19 protein-coding genes are annotated in these 21,592 nt (G+C 71.9%); 2 read left to right on the top strand and 17 right to left on the bottom strand.

The genetic code is table 11. The annotated features are described in order from the left end of the window. Positions 1 to 98 precede the first annotated feature (98 nt). Positions 99 to 263 carry a CGNR zinc finger domain-containing protein gene (locus ABTX78_RS19710; RefSeq protein WP_352208074.1) on the bottom strand — a complete coding sequence of 55 codons (165 nt, stop codon included), beginning with the start codon at positions 261 to 263 and terminating at the stop codon, positions 99 to 101. Positions 264 to 660: 397 nt separating this feature from the next. Further along, entirely contained in the window at positions 661 to 1,152 is a 492-nt protein-coding gene (locus ABTX78_RS19705) for a peptidylprolyl isomerase (RefSeq protein WP_352208046.1), read from the bottom strand. A 138-nt stretch (positions 1,153 to 1,290) separates the two neighbouring features. On the opposite strand from ABTX78_RS19705, the gene ABTX78_RS19700 reads away from it, so the two are divergent. Beyond that, entirely contained in the window at positions 1,291 to 2,259 is a 969-nt protein-coding gene (locus ABTX78_RS19700; protein WP_352208045.1) for an SDR family NAD(P)-dependent oxidoreductase, read from the top strand. 127 nt (positions 2,260 to 2,386) lie between these two features. Here ABTX78_RS19700 and ABTX78_RS19695 read toward each other — a convergent pair whose 3' ends face one another. The 7 genes from ABTX78_RS19695 to pgm form a co-directional block, all read right to left on the bottom strand. Beyond that, the gene (locus tag ABTX78_RS19695) at positions 2,387 to 2,551 is read right to left on the bottom strand and encodes a DUF8839 family protein (RefSeq protein ID WP_352208044.1); all 165 of its coding nucleotides are present in this window, start codon (positions 2,549 to 2,551) and stop codon (positions 2,387 to 2,389) included. A 182-nt stretch (positions 2,552 to 2,733) separates the two neighbouring features. Next, positions 2,734 to 3,441, bottom strand: a complete 708-nt coding sequence (locus ABTX78_RS19690; RefSeq protein ID WP_352208043.1) for a class F sortase — start codon at positions 3,439 to 3,441, stop codon at positions 2,734 to 2,736. 173 nt (positions 3,442 to 3,614) lie between these two features. Then, positions 3,615 to 4,487: a hypothetical protein gene (locus ABTX78_RS19685; RefSeq protein WP_352208042.1), complete on the bottom strand. Its 873-nt coding sequence runs from the start codon at positions 4,485 to 4,487 to the stop codon at positions 3,615 to 3,617. Positions 4,488 to 4,781: 294 nt separating this feature from the next. Then, positions 4,782 to 6,050, bottom strand: coding sequence for a PucR family transcriptional regulator (locus tag ABTX78_RS19680; RefSeq protein ID WP_352208041.1), 1,269 nt, complete (start codon positions 6,048 to 6,050; stop codon positions 4,782 to 4,784). Between the two features lie 105 nt (positions 6,051 to 6,155). Next, entirely contained in the window at positions 6,156 to 9,161 is a 3,006-nt protein-coding gene (locus ABTX78_RS19675) for a helix-turn-helix transcriptional regulator (protein ID WP_352208040.1), read from the bottom strand. 213 nt (positions 9,162 to 9,374) lie between these two features. After that, entirely contained in the window at positions 9,375 to 10,325 is a 951-nt protein-coding gene (bdeA, locus tag ABTX78_RS19670; protein ID WP_502993900.1) for a bis(hydroxyethyl) terephthalate hydrolase, read from the bottom strand. Positions 10,326 to 10,749: 424 nt separating this feature from the next. Further along, positions 10,750 to 12,390, bottom strand: a complete 1,641-nt coding sequence (gene pgm, locus ABTX78_RS19665; RefSeq protein ID WP_352208039.1) for a phosphoglucomutase (alpha-D-glucose-1,6-bisphosphate-dependent) — start codon at positions 12,388 to 12,390, stop codon at positions 10,750 to 10,752. Positions 12,391 to 12,636: 246 nt separating this feature from the next. Here pgm and ABTX78_RS19660 point away from each other — a divergent pair, with 246 nt between their 5' ends. Next, positions 12,637 to 13,128: an MSMEG_6728 family protein gene (locus tag ABTX78_RS19660; protein ID WP_352208038.1), complete on the top strand. Its 492-nt coding sequence runs from the start codon at positions 12,637 to 12,639 to the stop codon at positions 13,126 to 13,128. A 27-nt stretch (positions 13,129 to 13,155) separates the two neighbouring features. Here ABTX78_RS19660 and ABTX78_RS19655 read toward each other — a convergent pair whose 3' ends face one another. The 8 genes from ABTX78_RS19655 to ABTX78_RS19620 all read right to left on the bottom strand — a co-directional run bounded on the left by ABTX78_RS19655 (position 13,156) and on the right by ABTX78_RS19620 (position 21,289). Beyond that, the gene (locus ABTX78_RS19655) at positions 13,156 to 13,761 is read right to left on the bottom strand and encodes a TetR/AcrR family transcriptional regulator (protein WP_352208037.1); all 606 of its coding nucleotides are present in this window, start codon (positions 13,759 to 13,761) and stop codon (positions 13,156 to 13,158) included. Between the two features lie 127 nt (positions 13,762 to 13,888). Then, positions 13,889 to 14,752, bottom strand: a complete 864-nt coding sequence (locus tag ABTX78_RS19650; RefSeq protein ID WP_352208036.1) for a 3-hydroxybutyryl-CoA dehydrogenase — start codon at positions 14,750 to 14,752, stop codon at positions 13,889 to 13,891. Between the two features lie 67 nt (positions 14,753 to 14,819). After that, complete coding sequence (locus ABTX78_RS19645; RefSeq protein ID WP_352208035.1) at positions 14,820 to 15,989, bottom strand: acyl-CoA dehydrogenase family protein; 1,170 nt, start codon at positions 15,987 to 15,989, stop codon at positions 14,820 to 14,822. 53 nt (positions 15,990 to 16,042) lie between these two features. Continuing rightward, entirely contained in the window at positions 16,043 to 17,215 is a 1,173-nt protein-coding gene (locus tag ABTX78_RS19640) for an acyl-CoA dehydrogenase family protein (RefSeq protein ID WP_352208034.1), read from the bottom strand. A 37-nt stretch (positions 17,216 to 17,252) separates the two neighbouring features. Continuing rightward, positions 17,253 to 19,313 (bottom strand): acetate--CoA ligase family protein, encoded by a 2,061-nt coding sequence (locus tag ABTX78_RS19635; protein ID WP_352208033.1) that lies wholly within the window; start codon positions 19,311 to 19,313, stop codon positions 17,253 to 17,255. A gap of 1 nt (position 19,314) precedes the next feature. Further along, positions 19,315 to 19,506, bottom strand: coding sequence for a ferredoxin (locus tag ABTX78_RS19630; RefSeq protein WP_327685874.1), 192 nt, complete (start codon positions 19,504 to 19,506; stop codon positions 19,315 to 19,317). After that, on the bottom strand, positions 19,503 to 20,789 hold the full coding sequence (locus tag ABTX78_RS19625; RefSeq protein ID WP_352208032.1) for an NADH-ubiquinone oxidoreductase-F iron-sulfur binding region domain-containing protein: 1,287 nt from the start codon (positions 20,787 to 20,789) through the stop codon (positions 19,503 to 19,505). Before ABTX78_RS19625 ends, ABTX78_RS19630 begins: the two co-directional genes overlap by 4 nt. Then, a complete protein-coding gene (locus ABTX78_RS19620; RefSeq protein ID WP_352208031.1) occupies positions 20,786 to 21,289 on the bottom strand; it encodes a hypothetical protein in 504 nt (167 codons plus the stop codon). Before ABTX78_RS19620 ends, ABTX78_RS19625 begins: the two co-directional genes overlap by 4 nt. Positions 21,290 to 21,592: the final 303 nt, after the last annotated feature.

Raw genomic sequence — 21,592 nt, 5'->3', positions numbered from 1 at the left:
TGGACGGTACCGGCGGTCCAGGGATTTGCACAGTGGGCTGACAAATCCCGGGACGGGTGGCGGGCTTCCCGAACCGCGGGGTCATAGCGGCGTGTGTCTCAGTGCCTCGTGCCGCCCCGCGAGCCTGCCGGCGGGTGCTCCCGGCGTAGTGACGCCGCGCGGTCACTGTTGCCGCAGTCGCCTGAGCTGGACCAGCGGCGTGTGCCCGCGCGGGTGCGGTCCAGGAAGAACCGGCCGCAGCCGGGACCTGCGCAGCGGTCGATGCGGCCGAGGTCGTCGCTTGCCGGCAGTCGTTCGGCGTGCCTGACCGGAGTGCGGCGCGGCCGGGCGGGGCCCGGCGCGGAAGCAGGGTGGCGGTTCGGCCTTCGCTCCGGCCTCCACGAGGGCGCTGCGCACGGACTCCCACGCGGTGTGCGGCGGCGGCCGGCGTCGACCGGTGCGTCGAGAACCGGCCCGCCGGGGCCTCGCGCTCGACCAGGGCGAGTCGCGCCGGCTCGTCCGCGTCCTGCCCGGAGGTCCCTACGGCCTGGAGGATTCCGGCCGCGTCACCCCCACGGGCTCACGCCCAACGGTCATTCGCGCTACGGCTGTTGCACGGCCGTACCGAACCGAGGCAGGGGGCATGGCACCCCCTGCCCTGGACCTGTGCCGACCGTCCGGTCAGACCGTCCCGGACTCGGTGATGGCGATGCTCGCGGAGGTCCGCCCGTTCTGCGAACCGTAGCCCTCGATCTTCGTCACGAGGTCCTGGCCCGACGTGACCTCGCCGAACACCACGTGCTTGCCGTCCAGCCACGGGGTGGGGACCGTCGTGATGAAGAACTGCGAGCCGTTGCTGTTCGGACCCGAGTTCGCCATCGACAGCAGGAACGGCCTGTCGTGCTTGAGCTGGAAGTTCTCGTCCTCGAACTTCGCGCCGTAGATGCTGCGGCCGCCCGTGCCGTTGCCCGCGGTGAAGTCGCCCCCCTGGAGCATGAACTGGGGAATGACCCGGTGGAAGGGCGCGCCCTTGTAGCCGTAGCCGTGCTCACCGGTGGCGAGCGCGCGGAAATTCTCCGCGGTCCTGGGCACCACGTCGTCGAACAGATCGAACTCGATCCGGCCGGCGGGTGCGTCATTGATGCTGATGTCGAAGTACACCTTGATCGTCATAGTCCTCATCCTGACATCTCGACCGCGCGGGTCGACAATTCATCGACACAGGGTGGCGCGGCGACTGCGTTGTGTGTCCGGCCGGACGCCGATCCACCTTGCGCGCGGGCTCGCGCCCCCGCGCGTAGGGTGAAAAGTATGGACCCACGACAGCACAGCATCGGATCGGGGTTCGGAGCACTCAGCACCACGGATGACGTCCTGGCCGGCATTGACCTCACCGGGAAGCTGGCCGTCGTGACCGGCGGCTATTCGGGAATCGGTCTGGAGACCGTGCGCGCCCTGACCGGCGCCGGCGCCCGTGCGGTGGTACCCGCACGACGGGTCGCCCGGGCCGAGGAGGCGCTCGAGGGAATCGACGGCGTGGAAGTGGGCGAACTCGACCTCGCCGATCAGGAGAGCGTCCGGAAGTTCGCCGAGCGCTTCATCGCTTCCGGCCGCAGCATCGACCTGATGATCAACAACGCCGGGATCATGGCTGCGCCCGAGACGCGTGTCGGGCCCGGCTGGGAGTCCCAGTTCGCGACCAACCACCTGGGCCATTTCGCCCTCGTCAACCGGCTGTGGCCTGCCATCGCGCAGGGTGGCGGACGTGTGGTCTCGGTGTCCTCCCGGGGCCACCAGTTCTCCGGCATTCGCTGGGACGACATCCAGTTCGAGCGGGGCTACGACAAATGGCAGGCGTACGGGCAGGCGAAAACGGCCAACGTGCTGTTCGCCGTGCAATTGGACGCCCTGGGCCAGGGCTCCGGGGTGCGGGCGTTCTCCCTGCATCCGGGCGGCATCGCGACCGCCCTCGTCCGCCACATCCCGCGGGAGGAGATGATCGCCGCCGGCTGGGTGGACGCCGAGGGCAACGTCACGATGGAGGGCCTCAAGACACCGGTGCAGGGCGCCGCGACGCAGGTGTGGGCGGCGACGTCCCCGCAGCTGGACGGGATGGGCGGCCTCTACTGCGAGGACTGCGATGTCGCCGAACCGGCCGCGGACGACGCCGTGATGACCAGCGGGGTCAAGGCGTATGCGACCGACCCCGAGGAAGCGGCGCGGCTGTGGGTCCTGTCGGCCGAACTCACGGGCGTCGACGCCTTCGCGGCAACCGCCTGACACGGCCGGACCCGAGATACGGCAACTGCCTGACGCCCGGCCCGGGGTACAGCGACCGCCCGACAGGGCCGAAGCCGGCGAACGGCGACCACCCGACGCGGCCGAACCCGACGAACAGACAGAGCCCTCAGGCGTCGGCGTCGATGACGCGCACGAGGAACGAGTCGGTGTCGAGGTCCATCACCACGGTTGCGGCGACGCCCTGCTGCTGTTGCTCGGCGGCGAACTCCTCGGCGTCCCATGACCCGCGGGGAGACCCGGCGGGGAAGGTTTCGAGAACTGTCTCGCTCATGACGTGTCCCTCCGCCATCCGACTGCGTTCGATCCCGTTCCCTTCGCTTGTTGCCTGTCGTCGGACATCCATGCCACCGGCCGCCCCCGGCACGAGCGAGGCCCCGACCCGGTGGGGCCAGGGCCTGTCCCGCGAATCCTGGCTCCTCGGATCGGGGCCTGGGGCCCTACTCCCCGCCTGCCCTACGCGGCCGCGTCGAGATGGGCGAAGACGACCACGTTCTCCGTGTAGTCCTTGGCCTTGTGGTCGTAGTCGCCGCCGCAGGTGATCAGCCGCAGCTGGGCGTCCGGAGTGTCGGCGTAGACACGGTCGTTGGGGAAGTTGGCCTTGCTGAAGCTCTCCACCGAGTCGACAAGGAAGTACGCGGTGGTGCCGTCCTTGCGCTTAATGTCGATCTTCGTGCCGGGAAGCAACGTGCTGAGCTGCGCGAACACGGCGGGGCCGGTCTTGGTGTCCACATGACCGGCGACGATCGCCGTCCCGCGCGCCCCGGGGGCGACGCCGTCCTTGAACCAGCCGACCAGATTGTCGTCGGCGGCAGGTGGTGCGTCGAGCTGGCCGGACTTCCCGATGGCCAGCCCTGTGAAGGGGGCGTCTACACCGATCGCGGGGATCGACAGTCGCGTCGGCGCGGACGGCGGCATCGCCGGCTTCTTTTCCGCGGGGGCGGCCTCCTGCTCCGGAGCCTGTGCGACCACGGGCGGGACGGCACTTGTCGTGCCCTGCGTCATGCCCTGGGTGGTGGTCTGCGCCGTGGTGTCGAAGGAGCCGGTGATCAGGACCACGCCGAGCCCGATCGCGGCAGCCGGCCACATCAGCCGGCGGATGACGCTGCGTGAAGCGCGATCGGACCAGGACGAACCCTCAACCGGGGACAACTGACCGGCCATGACGGAGCGCCTTTCCTTGTGCGGCGGACGTTCTGAACGCTGATTCGGAGACGAACGGGTGATGCGGGAGACGGTGGTACGAGAGAGGTGACGGTGAAACGGGATACGGCGCTGCCGTGACCGCCTTTCCAGCCGGCCACGGCAGCGCGGTACTTCAGGTGCGAGTCATACCATCAGGCGGCGTTGGCGCCGATCGCACCACGGCGACGGAGCATGTACGCGCCGGCACCGAGACCACCGAGGAGCAGGACCGTGCCCGCGGCCGCGGCGCTGCCGGAGACCGCGAGGCCACCACCGCCGGTGTGCATGCCACCCTCCGGCTTGTCGTGCTTCCACGACTTGTCCTCGTCGCTCTTGCTGTAGCCGTTGTCCTTGTCCTCGTCGCTCTTGCTGTAGCCGTTGTCCTTGTCGCTGTCCTTGTCCTTGTCCTTCTCCCAGTCGTCGTTCGACGCCATGGCGAGCGCGCCGCCGCCGGTGTCCATGCCGCCGTTCGGCTTGTCGTGCTTGTCGGAGTCCTTGTCCTTGTCCTTGTCGGAGTCCTTGTCCTCGTCCTTGTCCTTGTCCTTGTCCTTGTCCTTGTCGCTGTCCTTGTCCTTGTCCTTCTCCCAGTCGTCGTTCGACGCCATGGCGAGCGCGCCACCGCCGGTGTCCATGCCGCCCTTCGGCTTGTCGTGCTTGTCGGAGTCCTTGTCCTCGTCCTTGTCCTTGTCCTTGTCCTTGTCGGAGTCCTTGTCCTCGTCCTTGTTCTTGTCCTTGTCCTCGTTGTCCTTGTCGCTGTCCTTGTCCTTGTCCTTCTCCCAGTCGTCGTTCGACACCGTGGCGAGCGCGCCGCCGCCGGTGTCCATGCCGCCGTTCGGCTTGTCGTGCTTGCCGGAGTCGTCGTCGTCGTCGTGCTTGGAGGAGGAGTCGTGGTGGTCGCTGCTCGAGGACGAGCCCTTGTCCTTCTCCCAGTCGTCGCCGAACGTCATGGCGTACGCGGACGGCGCCGAGATCGAGAGGGCCGCGGTGACAGCGGCCGAGGCGAGCAGAATGCGGGCAGAGCGCATGAGAGGGTCCTTCCGCCGCAACTGCGTAGGCTGACACAGCGTCCGCTCAGGGGTCCGCAGTAGCGACATGATCTACCGTCAGACGAATCCGGCATTCCCACCACTGGAGAGGGCGGTTCGGGAGCCTCTTCTTGATCCCTTCGAGTGGAGTGGGCCCGATCTTCACCCGGTGGGCGGCACGCCACGCCGAGGGCATGTTTCGTCTGTCGTGTGGGTCGACTGGGACGCCGGCAACCCTGTTCGCCACCCCTGTTTGCGGCTCTCAGCGGCGAGCTCCCGCCCCGAACCCTGTCCTCAGTCGCGCAGCAGGCGCCGCGCCGTGAGGGCCAGCGTGAACTCGACGACGTCGGCAGGGCGGGTGAGGGACCGTCCGGTGAGCTGCTCGCAGCGGCGCAGCCGGTTGAGGACGGTGTTGCGGTGGCAGTAGAGCCGGGCGCCCGCGCGCTGGGCCGACCCTTCGCAGTCGAGCCAGACGGCGAGCGTGTCCAGCAGCAGGTCGCGGTCCGACGGATCGAGCCGCAGCAGAGGACCGAGGACACGGTCGGCGAGCGCCGTGCCGAGCGCCGGGCTCGAGACGACCAGAGCGGCCGGCAGATGGTCATCGAGCAGCACGGTGCCGCCACTCGTGGGGCAGGCGCGCAACGCTGTCTGAGCGAGACGACGGGCATCACCGACGGCGGCCAGGCCGTCGACGGCCGAACTGATACCGATGCGAGCGCCGGGCGGACCGGTCACGTCCTCCGCCAGCCGGGTGAGACCGCCGTCGCCGATCAGCACGATCCCGTGCTCCGCGTCGGCGCCGGTGTGCCACACCATCCGTGTTCCGGCAGCCCGGCCCGCGGGCCGCGCCCCCGCGTAAGCGGCGCCCTGCCCGCCGTCGATGAGGACGACCGCGTACCTGCCGTCCTCCGGAAGACCGAGGGCGTCGGCCACCTCCGGCAGGTCGCCGATACGGGTGGTGCCGTCGAGCAGGGCCGCCGTCATCACCCGCAACCGGTTCTCGCGCCGCCAGGTCAGCCGGCGTTCCACCTGCCGGTAGGCCTCGGCGACCAGGGCACAGTGCTCGTCGACGAAGTTCCAGACATCGGCCGCCACATGCACGAGCAGCCGCACATCGTCGGGACAGTGACGGGTCGTCTCGTCGACGAGCCCCTGCCAGACCATGCCACCGCCGAGCCGGAAGGCGTGCAGCAACGCGTCCAGAGGAAGGCCCTGTTCGGCGCGGGCCGCGCCGATCTTCCGGGAGCAGCGGTGGGCCGCTTCCCGGTTCTCCCGCGGGTCGAGCAGCGACTGGACACTGTGCCGCAGCGACCGGTGGGTCTCCTGCCACACGTCCGCGGCATCGGCCTCGATCGCCGCCCGGTAGGCGGGCTCCTGCTCCCGCAACGCCGCCAGCAGCTGGTCGGTGAGTTCCGGCAGGCCGTCCAGCAGCACCCGGGCGGCGCGGTGGAGCACGTCGCGTGCCTCCCTGTCGACCTGTGACCGGACCCGGACCGTGCCTCGCGCGGCGGCGGTCGGAACTGCCGTGGGTACCTGGATCCGGGTTCGTACGATGTGCTGCATCGCGGCCCTCCGCCAAGGTCGACTCCGTCCGGCACACACAGCGCAACCGCTCCGCGGCCGGGACGTTCGTTGAGTCCGAAGAATGGCATACCGTCCGGTCGGTCCCTAGGGGTCCGGCCGATTCTTTTCCGCCCGGCCCACGAGTCGGGTGAGCTCGACACGGGATCGGACCCCGAGGAGAGCGAAGACATTGCGCAGATGGTGGTCCACCGTGCGCGGGCTGACGGAGAGCTGGAGGGCCACCTCGCGGTTGGTCGCGCCGTCCGCGACACACAGCGCGATCCGCAGCTGTTGCGGTGTCAGACACGCCAGGGGTCCGGGCCGCTGTTCCCGCGCGCCCGCGCCACCGGTCGCCCGCAGCTCCGCCCGCGTCTGCTCGGCCCAGACCGGAGCGCCGGACCGTTCGAAGGCGAACAGGGCGTCCCTGAGCCGGCCCCTGGCCTCCCGCAACCGCCGCCGTCGCCGCAGCCACTTGCCGTACAGCAGCAGGGTGCGGGCGCGCTCGAAGTCGCCGCCCGCCAGTTCGTGCCGGGCCAGGGCGTGCTCGTACAGCGCCTCGGTCTCGTGGGCGGAAGCGAGCAGGGCGCGGCAGCGTGAGAGTTGGGCGGGTGCCTGTGGATCCGCTCCCTGGGCCGCCCACACGGCGAACTCCTCCATCGCGGTGGCGGTGTCCTCCGCCTCCCCGGCGAGCACGGCCGCCTCGATGTAGCAGGGCATCGCGAGCATGCGTACGGCGAAGTGACCGCGCCGGTGGCCCGGCCGCACCAGCGGACCCAGACGGGCGGCCGCGTCGGCGGCCCTGCCGCGTCCCAGGTCGGCCCGTGCGCGAGCCCATTCGGCGAGCGTGGCGGCCTGGGCGAGTCCGTGCGGGCCGGCGATGGCCAGGGCCGCTTCGGCATGCGCGGCGACCGCTTCGCCGTCCCCCTCGACCGATGTGGCCAGGGCCAGGATGGCGTGGTGATGGGCGACGGAGTTACGGCGGCCGGTGCGGTGGGCGGCGCGCAGGCCCTCCTCGGCATGGGCCCGTGCGCGCGCGTGCCGCCCGGCACGCAGCTCGGCGTAGGCGAGATGTTCGAGGATCTGTGGCACGAGAGGCACGAGATTGCGTGCCCGCGCTGCGGCCAGCGCACGGGCGTTGACATGGCACGCGGCGGCGATGTTCCCGAGGACGAGGGCCGCGACACCGGCCCGTACGAGCCGCGCCGGGTCGTGATCGGTGGTGGCCCGGTCGAGAACGCGCCGCAGAGGCCGTCGCGCTTCGTCGAGCCGCGCGCCGAGCGCGTGCAGCATGCCCGCCCGGTAGTCGTGGAACAGGTCGGCGTCGCCGCCACGCCCTTCGCCGCTGTCGGCAGGGTGCCAGGCTGCCGGCGTGCGGAATGCCGCGGGTGAGGAGGTGGCGTCCGCGGGGGAGCCGGCCGAGGACGCCTGGGCGAGCGGCGACGGGTTCACTCGGGAGGCCATGTCGGGGAAGCCGGTCTCCGCAGGCTGCCGGACACGCCGCCACCGTGCCGGCAGGTCGGGGCGCGCACGCTCCCCGGTGGAGCCTTTCTCGACGGGTGCGCCCGCCGTCCGAGGGGCGCCGCCCAGCGCGACGAGGCAGGCGGGGACGTCGCCCGCCGACCAGGCCGCCTCGGTCGCGCCGAGTCTCGCCGTCAGCATGCGCTCCTGGTCGTACGGGCCGAGCAGCGCGGCGGCCAGCATCAGGATCTCGTACGCGTCCCCCACCGGACCGTCGTGCAATGCCAGGGTGCCGCGCACCAGTTCGGCGCAGCCCCGCACAGCGTCGTGCGCCGACTCCTGTCGGCCCGCCGCGAGCCATTCGCGGGCTCTGCCCGGATCTCCGGCGAACCACGCGTGCTCGGCGGCCGCGGTCAGTCGCGATGTCCGGGCGCTGCCGGGCGGTGTGAGGCGGGCCGCACGGCCGAAGGCGATGGACCGTTCGAGGGGCGTCGCCCGTACGTCGGGGGAGTCGGCGGCTGCCGCGAGGCAGGCCGCCAGTGCGGGGTCGGGACCGTCGGCGGCGAGGGCGCGGTGCAGCAGGCGCGGCAGTCGGTGGCGTTCTCCGCCGAGCACCGCAGCCAGCAGGCGATGTGCGGCACGACGCCGGGGCAGAGCCGCACAGCGGAGCACGGCACGAAGCAACAGCGGGTCGTCGAACCGGATGCGGTTCCCGGCGCTGCGCGTCACACCGGCCGACTCGGCGGGTTCCAGGGCCGCGGGGTCGAGGCCCGCCGCCCGGGCCGCCCGCATCAGCAGCGTCGCATCCGCCCCGGCGCCGTCCGGATCCTGCTCCTGCGCGGCGGCGACCAGAAGCAGCAACCGCTGTGTCGTCACAGGCAGTTCCTCCAGCCTGCTGCCGACGACACCCAGGAGAGCGGCCCCGTCGGCGAGCGGCCTCGGCAACGGGGCGTGCCCCGCGAGCTGGGGCGCGGACAGCCGCCGGACGACGGCGACGAGCAGGGCAGGGTTGCCCATCGCCTCATGCAGTACCGCCTCCCGTACCTCCGGGTCGGCGGGGTCGCCGGTCAGCTCCTGCGCCAACTCGTCCACCAGCATCGTCGCGGCGTCCTCCGCCAGGGGACCGAGGCGTACGACCGGGAGGCCCGCGAAGTCCGCCGTGTCCGCCCGGTGCGCGGCCACCGACAGCAGCAGCCCGACGGCCGGGAGCGCACCGGCCCGCCGGGTGGCGTACCCCAGAGCCGCGCGCGACGCGGCGTCCCACAGATGTGCGTCGTCGACGCAGACGAGGAGGGGTTCACGGGCGGGTCCGCGCCGCAGGGCGTCGAGGAGTCCGGTGGGCGAGGTGCATGCGGGCGGGACCCCGGCCGGGGGGTCCAGTTGCGCGGGGACGCCGGACAGGAGCGAATTCGCGCCGCTGTACGGGAGGTCGCGCTCGGCCTGCGCCGCCCGGACACGCAGTACCGTCCCGGCATCGCTGTCGCGCACGGCGCGGTCGAGCAGGGCAGTACGCCCGAGACCCGGTGCCGCGGCAAGCACCAGCGCGGCGCCTCGCCCGGACCGGACCCGGTCCGCCAGTGCGGCCACGGCCGCCAGTTCGGTGGTGCGGCCGTAGAGCCGCAGAGAGTGTCGTGCGGGCGTCCTTCCGGTCACACCGTCACGTTACGACCGTGTCACCACGTGCGGAAACCGTGCGACTGCGGGGCACCCGCCCTCGCTTCAGCCCCCTGAGCTGCAAGAACCGTGTGCCGGGAGGACGTCGGCCGGCTCCATCGGTGGGGCGGCTCCCAAGGATGTCGCGACACGGCTGTGCGGCGGCACAGGCCGGTGGCGGCCGAGGAACGCGGCCGCCACCGGTGGTGTCCGTCAGGAGGTGTGCGGGCAGTTGCCCCGGTACTCCTCGATGGTCAGGCTCGGACGGGGGAGCGGGCACAGGAACTGCTCGTAGCGGGTGTCATTGTCGATGAAGCGCTTGAGCCACGAAACGCTGTACTTCGCGATCGTCGTGTTGGACGAGTTCGGCGTGAAGTGGGAGGCGTTGTTCAGCTCCAGATACGCCTTGTCGAGTGAGGACGGCAAGGACGTGTAGAACGGCTCCGAGTGCGAGGAGACCGGGGCGATCGTGTCGCCGTCCGCCCCCACGACGAGCGTGGGCGTCCTGACCTCGGGCCAGGACTTGTCGAGGTTCCAGCCGGTGAGCGGGATCGCGGCCTGGAGCGATGGCCGGCTCTTGGCCGCCTCCAGCGTGCCGCCGCCGCCCATCGAGTGCCCCATGACACCGAGTCTGGTGCTGTCGATCCGGGTGCGTACGGTGCTGCGCTGGGTCAGGTGGTCGAGGGCCGCGAGGAGTTGCCGGCCGCGGCTGTCGGGCTGGTCGAGGGTCGTCAGGGTGTCGATGGTGAAGACGACGAAGCCCTGGGAGGCCAGGCGCGGGCCCAGCCAGGCGATGGACGACTGGCCGGCGGTGTAGCCGGGGGAGACGGCGATGGCGCCGAACGTCCCGTCGGCGGTGGACGTCGGGTAGTAGATGGTGCCGCCGCCGAATCCGCTGACGCTCAGCGACGACACGGTGGTCTGTGACACGGCGTAGGACCCGCGTGATGCCTCGATGCTCGACGTGGTGGGGGCGGGCCCGCGTTCGTAGGGGTTGTCGGCGGCCTGCGCGCCCGGGGTCAGTGCGGTGCCGAGTCCCACGGCGGCCAGGGCGGCCAGGGCGGCCGTCCACCGACGGGAGCGCTTGCTGCCGTCCTGCTGGGGCGCCCCGGACGGGGCGCGGTCGAGGTGCGGGTGGGGGGTGGCGCGGTTGCTCTGCTGCACGACGGAGTCGTCCTCTCGGTCGTGGCGACCGCTCAGGCGGACCTCTCCGGCACCCGGCGCGGGGCCGGGTGCGGCTGCCGGTGGGTCCGCGTGGCATCGCCGCTGTCGCTGGCGGTGCCACTGTCACGGCGCCCACAGCCGTGCGGCATCGGTGAAATCACCGGCCTCGGCATCCCCGGCCGGGCGGCGCTCCGGGCCCTGCCGGCTCACGGTGACCCTGACGACGGGGACGACATCGGTGTGGGTCGAACATGTCCCAGCGCCCGAGGACGTCGGCGGAGTCGGACAAGGACGCACGCGTCTGCAGAGGGACGGCGTCGAACGTGGCGGCCGGACGCGCCGCGGCAGGCTCCTGCGGGAGCGGAAACGGCCGGCCCGCTCCCGGGGGATCAGCCGCCCGGACGCGGCTGATCCCGCACGGACGTCAGCTGTTCAGGGCCGCGGCCACCACCGAGCGGGCCTCCTCCTGGACACGGGCCAGGTGGTCCGGGCCGAGGAAGGACTCGGCGTACACCTTGTAGACGTCCTCCGTGCCCGAAGGGCGGGCGGCGAACCAGGCGTTCTCCGTGGTCACCTTGATGCCGCCGATCGGCGCGCCGTTGCCGGGCGCCTCGGTCAGCACGGCGGTGATCGGCTCCCCGGCGAGCGAGTCGGCGGTCACCTGCTCGGGCGACAGCCGGCCCAGCACCGCCTTCTCCTCCCGGGTCGCGGGCGCGTCCACCCGCGCGTACGCCGGTTCACCGAACCGCTGCGTCAGCGCGGCGTAGTGCTCGCTCGGCGTACGGCCCGTCACCGCCAGGATCTCGGACGCCAGCAGCGCCAGGATGATGCCGTCCTTGTCGGTGGTCCACACCGAGCCGTCGCGGCGCAGGAAGGAGGCGCCGGCGGACTCCTCGCCGCCGAAGCCGATGGTGCCGCCGGCGAGTCCGTCCACGAACCACTTGAACCCGACGGGTACTTCGACCAGCTCGCGACCGAGTTCGGCGGCGACCCGGTCGATCATGCTCGATGACACCAGCGTCTTGCCCACCCCCGCCCCGGCCGGCCACTGCTCGCGGTTGGCGTAGAGGTAGGAGATCGCGGTGGCGAGGTAGTGGTTGGGGTTCATCAGCCCGCCGTCCGGGGTGACGATGCCGTGCCGGTCGGCATCCGCGTCGTTGCCCGTCGCGATCCCGAAACGGTCGCGCCCCTCGATCAGCGACGCCATCGCGTACGGCGACGAGCAGTCCATCCGGATCTTGCCGTCCCAGTCCAGCGTCATGAACCGCCAGGTGGGATCGGTCCGCGGGTTGATGACCGTCAGATCGAGGCGGTGCTCCTCGGCGATACGGCCCCAATAGGCGACCGACGCGCCGCCGAGGGGGTCGGCACCGATGTGCACCCCCGCGGCGCGGACGGCGTCCAGGTCGACCACAGACGGAAGATCGCGCACATAGGACCCGAGGAAGTCGTACCGTCCCGTCGTCGGGGCCGCCAGCGCCCGGACATAGGGGATCCTGCGGACGTCCTTCAGGCCGCCTGTGATGATCTCGTTGGCGCGCTCCTGGATCCATCCGGTCGCCTCGGACCCGGCGGGACCACCGTTGGGCGGGTTGTACTTGAAGCCGCCGTCCGCCGGCGGGTTGTGCGAGGGCGTGACCACCACACCGTCGGCGATCTTCGAGGTGCGTCCGGCGTTGTGCGCCAGAATCGCGTGCGACACCGCCGGGGTGGGGGTGTAGCCGTCCGCGGTGTCGATGAGCACGGTCACGTCGTTGGCCGCGAAGACCTCGATCGCCGTCACCCGCGCCGGTTCCGACAGCGCGTGGGTGTCCGTGCCGAGGAACAGCGGTCCGTCGATGCCCTGCCGGGCCCGGTACTCGCAGATCGCCTGGCTCGTCGCGGCGATGTGGTCCTCGTTGAACGCGGTCGCGAGGGAGGACCCGCGATGCCCCGACGTCCCGAAGGCGACCCGCTGGGCAGGATCGGCCGGATCGGGATGCAGGGCGTAGTAGGCGGTCACCAGCCGGGCCACGTCGATGAGATCCTCCGGCCGCGCCGGCTGTCCCGCGCGCTCGTTCGGCATTCGCCCACTCCTCCATGTCGACCGTTGTCCTACCGGGCCATGATCGCGCGCGGAGAGCGATTGCTCCGGCTGCGGCTCGGCCCGGTCCTTCATGTGGGGCATGCCCAGCGCGGGCCCGGACATCCGTTCCGCACGACGATTGGCCGGCGCACGGGCAGGCCTGGTGGCCGGTCGGACCGTCTGCCGCCGGGTGGGAGATGTGCGCACGGCGCGTGAAGCCGCGGCCCCGCGCGGTATGCACCCTCTATGCAGACCTTCCTGCCCCATCCCGGATTCTCGGAATCCGCCCACGCTCTCGACCAGCGGCGCCTCGGCAAACAGCGCGTCGAGGCGCTCCAGGTCCTGCGCGGGCTCACCGTGCCGGGCTACGGATGGCGGCGCCACCCGGCCGTGCGCATGTGGACGGGGTACGAGGAGGCCCTCGTCCGGTACGGACTGGAGATGTGCCGTGTGTGGGCCGACGCGGGACGAGGCGACACCTGTGCCGTCACCCTGGTCGACGACTTCCATGCCCTGCGCCCGGACGCCGCCGTACGCTCCCAGGAGGAACTCGCCTCGGAGGGCGACCTTCCGCCCTGGCTCGGGGATGCGGCGTTCCACCGCAGCCATCGGTCGGCGCTGGTGCGCAAGGACCCCGGCTTCTACCGTGAACTGTTCCCGGACGTGCCGGACGACCTCCCGTACGTATGGCCGAGGTCCGACCGCGACCCGGAAGCCGCCGATCAGCCTCCGAGCTGAGGGCCGGTCCGGGGCGCGGCGATGGCGTCAGAGCGCCGGGAAGTCCGGGCCCGTGCCGAGCGCCGGGGCCGCCGCTCCCCAGATCGTCGCCTGCGCGCTGTCCAGATCGACCTTCGGATCACCCAGCATCAGCCGGATGCCGAAACCGTCGCACAGCGCCAGCAGCAGGGTGCTCGTCCCGTCGATGTCGCAGTCGGTGAACTCGCCGGAGTCGACACCGCGCTTGATCGCCTGGCCGACCCAGGTGTGCAGCTGGTCGTAGAGGTCGACGGCGAGGTGCTGCGCCGCCTCGTCCCGCAGCGCCCTCACCCACAGCTCCTGCCAGAGCCGCCAGTCCTGCCGCAGCTCGGGATCGGTCGGAAGCAGGCTGTGCAGAATCCGCGCCAGCACGACCGAGGCGGGCACCGAGTCGGCATCCCGCTCCAACTCGGTGCCGGTCTGGGCGAAGGAGTGCGTCATCGCTTCCGTGAACAGCTTTTCGCGGTTCTCGAAGTGGTAGTGCAGCAGCGCCGTCGAGACACCCGCGTGCTCGGCGACCATGCGCATCCGGATCTTCTCGAAACCGACCTCGGCGATCACTTCGCACGCCGCGGCGAGAATGCGCTCACGTGTTTCCCGCGTGCGTTCTGCCATGGCCACGTTGCTGCTCCCCGCGTCGTCCGGTGCCGGTCCCGGCGGGCCGCCCGTCGGCCGCGCCGGCTTCCATCTTCGCGTACGGCCGGGTACGACCGCCCCGGGGCCGGGGCCGGGGCCGGGGCCGTCACGGTCGGTACGCGTGGAAGCCTCTGCCCGACTTCCGGCCGAGCAGACCCGCCTCCACCATCCGGGCCAGCAGCGGGGGCGGTGCGTACAGCGGCTCCCGGAACTCGTCGTACATCGACTCGGCGATGGCCTGGGTGGTGTCCAGCCCGATGAGGTCGGTCAGCGCGAGCGGCCCGAGGGGGTGGGCGCAGCCCAGTGTCATGCCCCGGTCGACGTCCTCGGCCGACGCGGCGCCCGACTCCACCATGCGCACAGCGGCCAGCAGGTAGGGGACGAGCAGGGCGTTGACGATGAACCCGGCCCGGTCCCTCGCCCGGACGACCTGTTTGCCGAGCGCCTTCGCGGCGAAGTCCTCCGCACGAAGCGCGGTGCTCTCGGCCGTCAGCAGGGACGGCACCAGCTCCACCAGGGGCAGTACCGGAACCGGGTTGAAGAAGTGCAGGCCCACCACGTGCTCCGGGCGGCCGGTGGCCGCGGCGAGCCGGATGACCGGGATGGAGGACGTGTTGGTCGCCAGGATCGCGTCCTCGCGCAGCACGGTCGCGTCGAGCCGTGCGAACACCGCCAGCTTGGCGGCCTCGTCCTCGGCCACCGCTTCCACCACCAGGTCCCGGTCCGCCAGCGCGTCCATGTCCGCGGTCGTGCTGATGCGCGCCAGCGCCGAGTCCCGGTCCTCGCCGTCGATCTTTCCGGCGGCCAGGGCCCGGTCCAGCGAGGCGTGGATACGCCGTCGCCCGGCATCGGCGGCCGCGTCGTGCGACTCGACCACGACGACGTCCCGGCCGGCACGTGCGCACACCTCGGCGATGCCGGAGCCCATCAGACCGCAGCCGACGATCCCGATCCGCTCGATGCCGTCCATCCGTCCTCACTTCTCTCAGGGGTGCGAGGGAGGTCCCGAGCCGCGGCCACGGGACCTCCCCGGGCCGTCAGGCGGACGGGATCTGGAGAACGCCCGTGCCGCGCTTGATGAGTTCGCCCGCGATGATGAGGCGCTGGATCTCGGAGGTGCCCTCCCAGATGCGGTCGACGCGCAGTTCGCGGTAGAGGCGCTCGACGGGATAGGAGCGGTCGTAGCCGCGTCCGCCGAAGATCTGGACGCACCGGTCGATCACCCGCCCGGCCGCTTCGCTGGCCGACAGCTTGGCGATGGCCGCCTTGGCGTGCAGCGTCTTGCGGTCCGCCAGACCCTGGTCCACCTCCCAGGCCACCTGGTGGGTGTAGGCGCGGTTGACGGCGATGTCGACGGCGCAGTCGGCGAGCATGCCCTGGATGAGCTGGAAGTCGGCGATGCGGGAGCCGAACTGACGGCGCTCGACGGCCCAGTCGCGGGCCAATTCGAGCGCGCGCTCCGCCGCGCCGGTCGTCCGCGCCGCGATCATCAGCCGCTCCTCGGTGAACCAGGACCGGGTGATGTCGTAGCCCTCGCCGATGCCACCGAGCACGGCGTCCTCGCAGACGCGGACATCGGTGAAGGTGAACTCGGGGTGCTCGTAGACGAAGGTGTGCATGAAGCGCGGCACGCGCGTCATCTCGACGCCCGGAGTCTCCTTGTCGACGAGGAAGAGCGTCGGAGCGCCGTCCTCGCCGGCCGCGGCCAGCACGATGATGAAGTCGGCGTGGTCGCCGACCGTGACGAACCATTTCTCGCCGTTCAGCACCCAGCCGTCCGCGGTGCGCTTCGCCGTCGTCCTGAGGTTCTGCGGGTCGGAACCGGCCTCCGGTTCGGTCACCGCGTAGCAGTCGCGGCGCTGCCCCCGGATCACCGGCACGAGGTAGCGCTCGCGCTGCTCGGGCGTGCAGAAACGCAGCGCGTTGGCGGGCCGCCACACCGTGTCCCACAGGGCGCCGGTGAGGCGGCCGAGCTCCTCCTGCACGGTGGCCTGCTCCAGGATCGAGAGCCCGGCACCGCCCCACTCCGCCGGCATGTTGACCGCCTGGAGTCCGCTGTCCAGCACGGCGTCGCGGATCTCCGCGTGGGCCTGCGCGGGCAGGCCGTTGTTCTCCTCGCAGTCGAGCTCGTACGTCATGATGAACTCGGTGAGCCCTCGTGCGGAGCTCCTGAGCTCCTCCTGACGGGTGGTGAGACGGAAGTCCATGGTGTTCCTCTGTGTTCGGCGGTCGGTGCGTACGCGGGCAGGAGCAGGGGGCGTCAGTGCAGGGGCAGCGCGAGAGCCTGGGTGCCGCGCTTGATCAGCTCGTTGGCGATGATGAGGCGCTGGATCTCGGAGGTGCCCTCCCAGATGCGGTCGACGCGCAGTTCGCGGTAGAGGCGCTCGACGGGATAGGAGCGGTCGTAGCCGCGTCCGCCGAAGATCTGGACGCACCGGTCGATGACGCGTCCCGCCGCCTCGCTCGCCGCGAGCTTCGCCGTCGATGCCTTGGCGTGCAGCGTCTTGCGGTCGGTGTGCGGCTGGTCGGCCTCCCAGGCCACCTGGTGGGTGTACGCACGGCAGACCGCGATGTCGACGGCGCAGTCGGCGAGCATGCCCTGGATGAGCTGGAAGTCGGCGATGCGGGAGCCGAACTGACGGCGCTCGACGGCCCAGTCGCGGGCGAGTTCGAGCGCACGCTCCGCCGCGCCGGTCGTCCGTGCCGCGATCATCAGCCGCTCGTCGGTGAACCACTCCTTGGTCAGGTCGTAACCGTTGCCCACCCCGCCGAGGACGTCCTCGTCCGGGACGAAGACATCGGAGAAGACGAACTCGGGGTGGCCGTTGACCGCGGAGTGCATGAAGCGCGGCACCCGCGTCATCTTCACCCCCGGCGCCTGCTTGTCCACAAAGAAGAGCGTGGGCGCGCGGTCGGGGCCCGCGTCCGCCTGGACCAGCAGGAAGTCCGCGATGTCGCCGCAGGTCACGAACCACTTCTCGCCGTTGAGCAGCCAGCCGCCGTCGGTACGGTCCGCGGTGCTGGTGCCCGAGCCCGGGTCCGAGCCGGCTCCCGGCTCGGTCACCGCGAACGCGTCGAAGCGCTCACCGCGGATCACGGGCAGCAGGTACTTCTCCCGCTGTGCCTCGGTGCCGTACGCGAGGACGTTGGCGGGCCGCCAGGGAATGTCCCACAGGCAGTTGGTGACCTTGCCGAACTCCTCCTCGACGATGACCTGATCGAGCAGGGACAGTCCCGCGCCGCCCCATTCGGCGGGCATGTTGATCGCGTAGACGCCGGCGTCGATGGCGGCACGGGTCAGTTCGCGGACGGTCTCCGCGGGCAGCGGCCCGCCGGCCTGCTCGGACTGGTCCTCGTACCGCATCAGCAGCCGGGAGTAGGCGGCGGACCGGGCCTTGAGTTCGGCCTGCTCGGGGGTGTAGCGGAATTCCATGGTGGTTGTCCTCCGGGAGGGGCGGGTGTGCGGGAGGTCAGGCGAGTACGGCTCGGGCATCGAGGGCGAGTACGCCGTCCGGGCGGACCAGCAGGGGGTTGACCTCGAGTTCGGCGATCTCGGGGTGAGCGGCGGCGACGGTGGTGATCCGCTCGACGACGGCCGCGGCCGCGGCGATGTCGACGGCCGGCCGGCCGCGGGCCCCCGAGAGCAGCGCGGCTGTCCTGAGGCTCCGCAGCAGCGCGGTGGCACGTTCCGCGCGCACCGGTGCCAGGGAGAAGGCGACGTCGTGGAAGGTCTCGGTGAGGATGCCGCCGAGCCCCACCATCGCGACGGGACCGAACCGCGGGTCGCGGTTGACCCCCACGATCAGCTCGACGCCGTCCGAGAGATCGGCCATCGCCTCGACCGAGTAGGCGGCGGCGCCCAGTGCGGCGTCCATCTGCCGGAACGCGGCCAGCAGCGCGGCCTTGTCGGGGAGCCGCAGCGCAACCCCGCCCGCGTCGGACTTGTGCAGGACGTGCAACGCCTTCAGGACGTACGGACCGGGGAACGCGTCGGCCGCCGCGAGGAGTTGGCGCTCGTCCGTGATCTCGCGCGATGCGGGGAAGGGCACCCCGGCCGCACCGAGCAGGGACCGGATGCCGTAGTACCCGGCATCCGCCAGGGGGGCGGCGGCCGGCGGCAGCGGCTCCACCTCGGGTGGGCCGCCGGCGGGGCGCAGTGTCATCGCCGCCAGCGCGCGGGCGGCGTCCTCCGTGGCGGCGAAGACCGGTATCCCGGCCTCGGCCAGTGTCCGGCAGCTCGGCGACTGCGGATACATCGACTGGACCACCAGGGGCTTGGGGTCGGCCCGCCAGCGGGTGACGATCTCCTGCGCCGCCTGCGTTTCACCGGCACCGAGGGCGGCGCCTCCACCACCGAGTCCGCCGCCGGAGGCCGCGTAGCCGCCGAAGTACCCGGTCAGCAGAACGGTGTCGACCTCGTCGGCCGCGAGGAGCCCGCCGACGGTCGTGGCGTACGAGAGAGGGTTCTGCTCGCCCATTCCGGCCAGGTCGACCGGGTTGCCCACGGCCGACTGCTCCCACAGCAGCTCCTTGAGCTGCTCCTGCGTGCCGCCGGTCAGTTCGGGGACGTCGAGTCCCGACGCCTCGGCGGCGTCGGCGGCGATGACACCGTGACCGCCGCCGTCGGTGAGGACGGCGGTGCGCAGGCCCCTGCCGCGGGAGGGGGAGTGCAGCGCCGCCAGGACCACGGTCATCTCGCGTGGTGTGGTGACCAGTTGGACCCCGGCGTCCCGGCAGGCGGCGGCCACCACGTCGGACGATGAGGTGAGGGCGCCGGTGTGTGACTGCGCGCTGCGGGCGGACGCGGTACCGCGTCCCGCGGTGAGCAGGACGACGGGTTTGCCCGCCGCTGCCGCCGCCCGGGCGAAGGCGCGGCCGTCGCCGAAGTCCTCCGCGTACACGCCGATGGCCGATGTGGCGTCGTGCCGTGCGCAGTCCTCGACCAGGTCGACCAGCGTGACGTCGGCCTGGTTGCCGAGGGAGACGAAGCGGGAGAAGCCCAGTCCGTGCGGGGCGCACCGGATCTGGAGCTCCAGGGCGAGGTTGCCGCTCTGGCTGAGCAGGGCGATCCCGCCGGGGGCGAAGCTGTCGGACGCCAGGTACAGCTCGGTCGTGTTGTCCGCGATGCCCAGGCAGTTGGGTCCGACGAGCACGGCCCCCGCCTCTTTCACGCGGGTGGCTACGGCTTGTTGGCGTGCGAGGCCGGCGGGGCCGGTTTCGGCGAAGCCGGCCGTGATGCCGACGATGGCGCGGGCCCCGCAGGCGAGTGCGTCGTCGACGGCGGTCTCGAAGCCGGGGCCGGGTACGGATATCACCACCAGGTCGACGGGCTCGCCGATCTCGCCCAGGCTGGTGGCCGCCGTGCGGCCGAGGACGGTGCCGCCGCGGCGGTTGACCAGGTGGACCGGCCGCCGGTCGGGGGCGCGCAGTGCCTGTGCGGCGACCGAGTGGCCGTATTTCGCCGGATCGTCGCTGGCGCCGACGACGGCGACGGACTTGGGGTCGAAGAGTGCGCTCAGATCACGGGCCATGTCACTTCTCCAGGCGAAGGGCTGCGTTGGGACAGGCCTCGGCGCAGACGCGGGCGGCGTCTTCGCGGCCGGAGGGCACTGGGACGGCGATGACGGCCGCGTAGCCCCATTCGTCGAGCTCGACGAGATCGGCGGCCTCTTCCTGGCAGAGCCCGTAGCCCTGGCAGAGCGTGGAGTCGAGGAGGAGTTTCACGGGGTTCCTTTCAGCGCGGGCGCGGGCGCGGCGGGGGAGGGGGCGATCTCCGGTACGGGCACCGAGAGACCACGGCCGCGAGGGGCGGCGGCGCAGGACGGGCAGGGGGAGTCGAGATGGGCCCGTGTGATGTCGGGGAAGGCGCGCAGGAGGCTGCCCGCGGTGCCGGCGGACGCGTCGAGAAGGCCGCAGGCTCCGCGTCCCGGCAGTCCCTTCGACCAGCGGAGCAGTTTGGCGAGAGCGTCGGGAGCGGCCGTACCGAGGTGCAGGGTGTGCACGGTGTCGCGGATCGAGCCGGTACCGGCCACGCAGACGCCGCACTGCCGGGCGCTCTGTGTCGCGAGATGGCCCACGGCTTCGCAGGCGACGGACACCGGGCACTCACCGGCGCCGAGGAAGCGGATCGCGCCGCAGCCCGCTGCGGTCCGCGCGGCGGCGAGTGCTGAGGGATCCAATGGCAGATCGAGCGACACTGCGCCGATGAGCCCGCCGAACAGTCCGCCCATCAGTGCCCCCGCCGGGTCGTGCGTGCCCTGGAGGGTGGCGAGGTTGCGGAGCGTGACGCCGTAGGAGACCTCGGCGAGCACGGCGTCGCCGTCGCCGCCGGAGAGCGTCACGAGCGCGGAGCCTGCCGTGCGCCGTCGTACGTGGGGCCGGGAGGCGATGAGCGCGATCCGGGCGAGGGTCTCCACGTTGGAGACCAGGGTGGGCCGGTCGTCGACACCCTGCTCGAAGGGGCGCGGAGGCTTCGCCGTGGGCAGGGCGGGGCCGCCGTTGATCCTGCGGACGACCGCGCTCTCCTCACCCGCGACGTAGGTGTGCGGGGTCTCGACGATCTCGATGGGCAGGGGCTGCTCGCGTTCGGCGAGGGCACGTCGGACGGCGGCTCCTGCGGCGGGGTCGGAGAGGTAGACGCAGCCGCGGGTGGCCCCGGTGATGGCGGCGGCGTGGGCCAGGCCGTCGAGGACGAGGTGGGGCCGGGCGCGCAGCAGCCAGCGGTCCTTGGCCGAGCCGGGTTCGCCTTCCTCGCCGTTGGCGACGACGACCGGTGGGGCGCCGCCGTCCCGGACGGCGCGGAGCTTCACCGCGGCCGGAAACCCGGCGCCGCCGCGGCCCCCGAGACCGGCCTCGGCGATGTGCTCCAACAGCCGGTCCGGGTGGGGGAGCTCCTGGTAGCCGCCGGCGGACAGATAGGTGTGGACGTTCTCGGCGGTGCGGGGCGCGGCCCCGAGCACGGTGCCCGAGGGCTCCGCCATCAGGGAGATGATCGTCGTCGCGCTCATGCGCGTCCCTTCACTGTGCGGTGTCCGTTCTCCGCGCCGGCGTGGGCGCCGGGCGCCGGTGCGCCGGTGCCGCTGTCGGTGCCGCCACTGGCGTTGGCGCCGCTCGCGGGCGTGCTGCTCCTCAGAGCTCGTACCGCTTCCTCCAGCGCATTGCGGTCGGCCGCCGTGCTGTCGTAGCCGGGACCGGGGAGACCGATGAGCATGCGGTGGTGGTCGAGCACGACCTCACCCGCGAGCAGGGCCGCACGCCGGTCGCCGGGCCGGGAACCGTCGGCGACGGCGGTCACCAGATGGGTGACCTCGGCCAGGTAGCGCAGCCAGCCGCGGCGGGTGCCGCGCAGGATCAGGCGCTGCACCCGGCGGTGTTCGGCGTCCGCCAGCTCCGGCGGTACGGCGGCCGTGCCGCGCCGGGGAGCGCGCAGAGCAGCCACGCTGCGGGGCAGTTCCCGTTCGGGTTCGGGAGTGAGCCCGAGCCAGACCAGACTCCGACGACCGCTCATGCGTGCCTCCGGGGGAGAGGGAAGGGAAGCCGGCCCGGTGTGACCGGGTGGCGGGGAGCCTCGGGGACGAGGTGCTGTCCGTGGGGCTCGGTGCAGGGCGAGAACGCCGTGCGACTCCGGTGGTAGGGGGCCCGATGGGAGACCGGGCGGTCGCTGCGAAGGTGCGGTGACAGACCGGACCCGGCGACATCCACTAAACTAACTAATCAATTAGTCAGTCCGCAAGCCTTGACTTTGCGGAAACCCGCCAGCAACCTGACTGACCAATTAGTTAGTGCGGTTCCGGCGTCCCCCGCCCCGGCC

Source organism: Streptomyces sp. NPDC096193, from assembly GCF_040302905.1.
Classification (GTDB): Bacteria; Actinomycetota; Actinomycetes; order Streptomycetales; family Streptomycetaceae; genus Streptomyces.
The sequence above is the reverse complement of the archived record's forward strand: the minus strand, read 5'-3'. Positions and strand labels throughout refer to the sequence as shown.

Coding starts and splice junctions, on each gene's coding strand:
- ABTX78_RS19645 (WP_352208035.1), bottom strand. CDS start 15,989: ATGGACTTCCGTCTCACCACCCGTCAGGAGGAGCTCAGGAGCTCCGCA.
- ABTX78_RS19705 (WP_352208046.1), bottom strand. CDS start 1,152: ATGACGATCAAGGTGTACTTCGACATCAGCATCAATGACGCACCCGCC.
- ABTX78_RS19695 (WP_352208044.1), bottom strand. CDS start 2,551: ATGAGCGAGACAGTTCTCGAAACCTTCCCCGCCGGGTCTCCCCGCGGG.
- ABTX78_RS19660 (WP_352208038.1), top strand. CDS start 12,637: ATGCAGACCTTCCTGCCCCATCCCGGATTCTCGGAATCCGCCCACGCT.
- ABTX78_RS19620 (WP_352208031.1), bottom strand. CDS start 21,289: ATGAGCGGTCGTCGGAGTCTGGTCTGGCTCGGGCTCACTCCCGAACCC.
- ABTX78_RS19640 (WP_352208034.1), bottom strand. CDS start 17,215: ATGGAATTCCGCTACACCCCCGAGCAGGCCGAACTCAAGGCCCGGTCC.
- ABTX78_RS19690 (WP_352208043.1), bottom strand. CDS start 3,441: ATGGCCGGTCAGTTGTCCCCGGTTGAGGGTTCGTCCTGGTCCGATCGC.
- ABTX78_RS19625 (WP_352208032.1), bottom strand. CDS start 20,789: ATGAGCGCGACGACGATCATCTCCCTGATGGCGGAGCCCTCGGGCACC.
- ABTX78_RS19700 (WP_352208045.1), top strand. CDS start 1,291: ATGGACCCACGACAGCACAGCATCGGATCGGGGTTCGGAGCACTCAGC.
- ABTX78_RS19635 (WP_352208033.1), bottom strand. CDS start 19,313: ATGGCCCGTGATCTGAGCGCACTCTTCGACCCCAAGTCCGTCGCCGTC.
- ABTX78_RS19650 (WP_352208036.1), bottom strand. CDS start 14,752: ATGGACGGCATCGAGCGGATCGGGATCGTCGGCTGCGGTCTGATGGGC.
- ABTX78_RS19680 (WP_352208041.1), bottom strand. CDS start 6,050: ATGCAGCACATCGTACGAACCCGGATCCAGGTACCCACGGCAGTTCCG.
- ABTX78_RS19685 (WP_352208042.1), bottom strand. CDS start 4,487: ATGCGCTCTGCCCGCATTCTGCTCGCCTCGGCCGCTGTCACCGCGGCC.
- pgm (WP_352208039.1), bottom strand. CDS start 12,390: ATGCCGAACGAGCGCGCGGGACAGCCGGCGCGGCCGGAGGATCTCATC.
- ABTX78_RS19655 (WP_352208037.1), bottom strand. CDS start 13,761: ATGGCAGAACGCACGCGGGAAACACGTGAGCGCATTCTCGCCGCGGCG.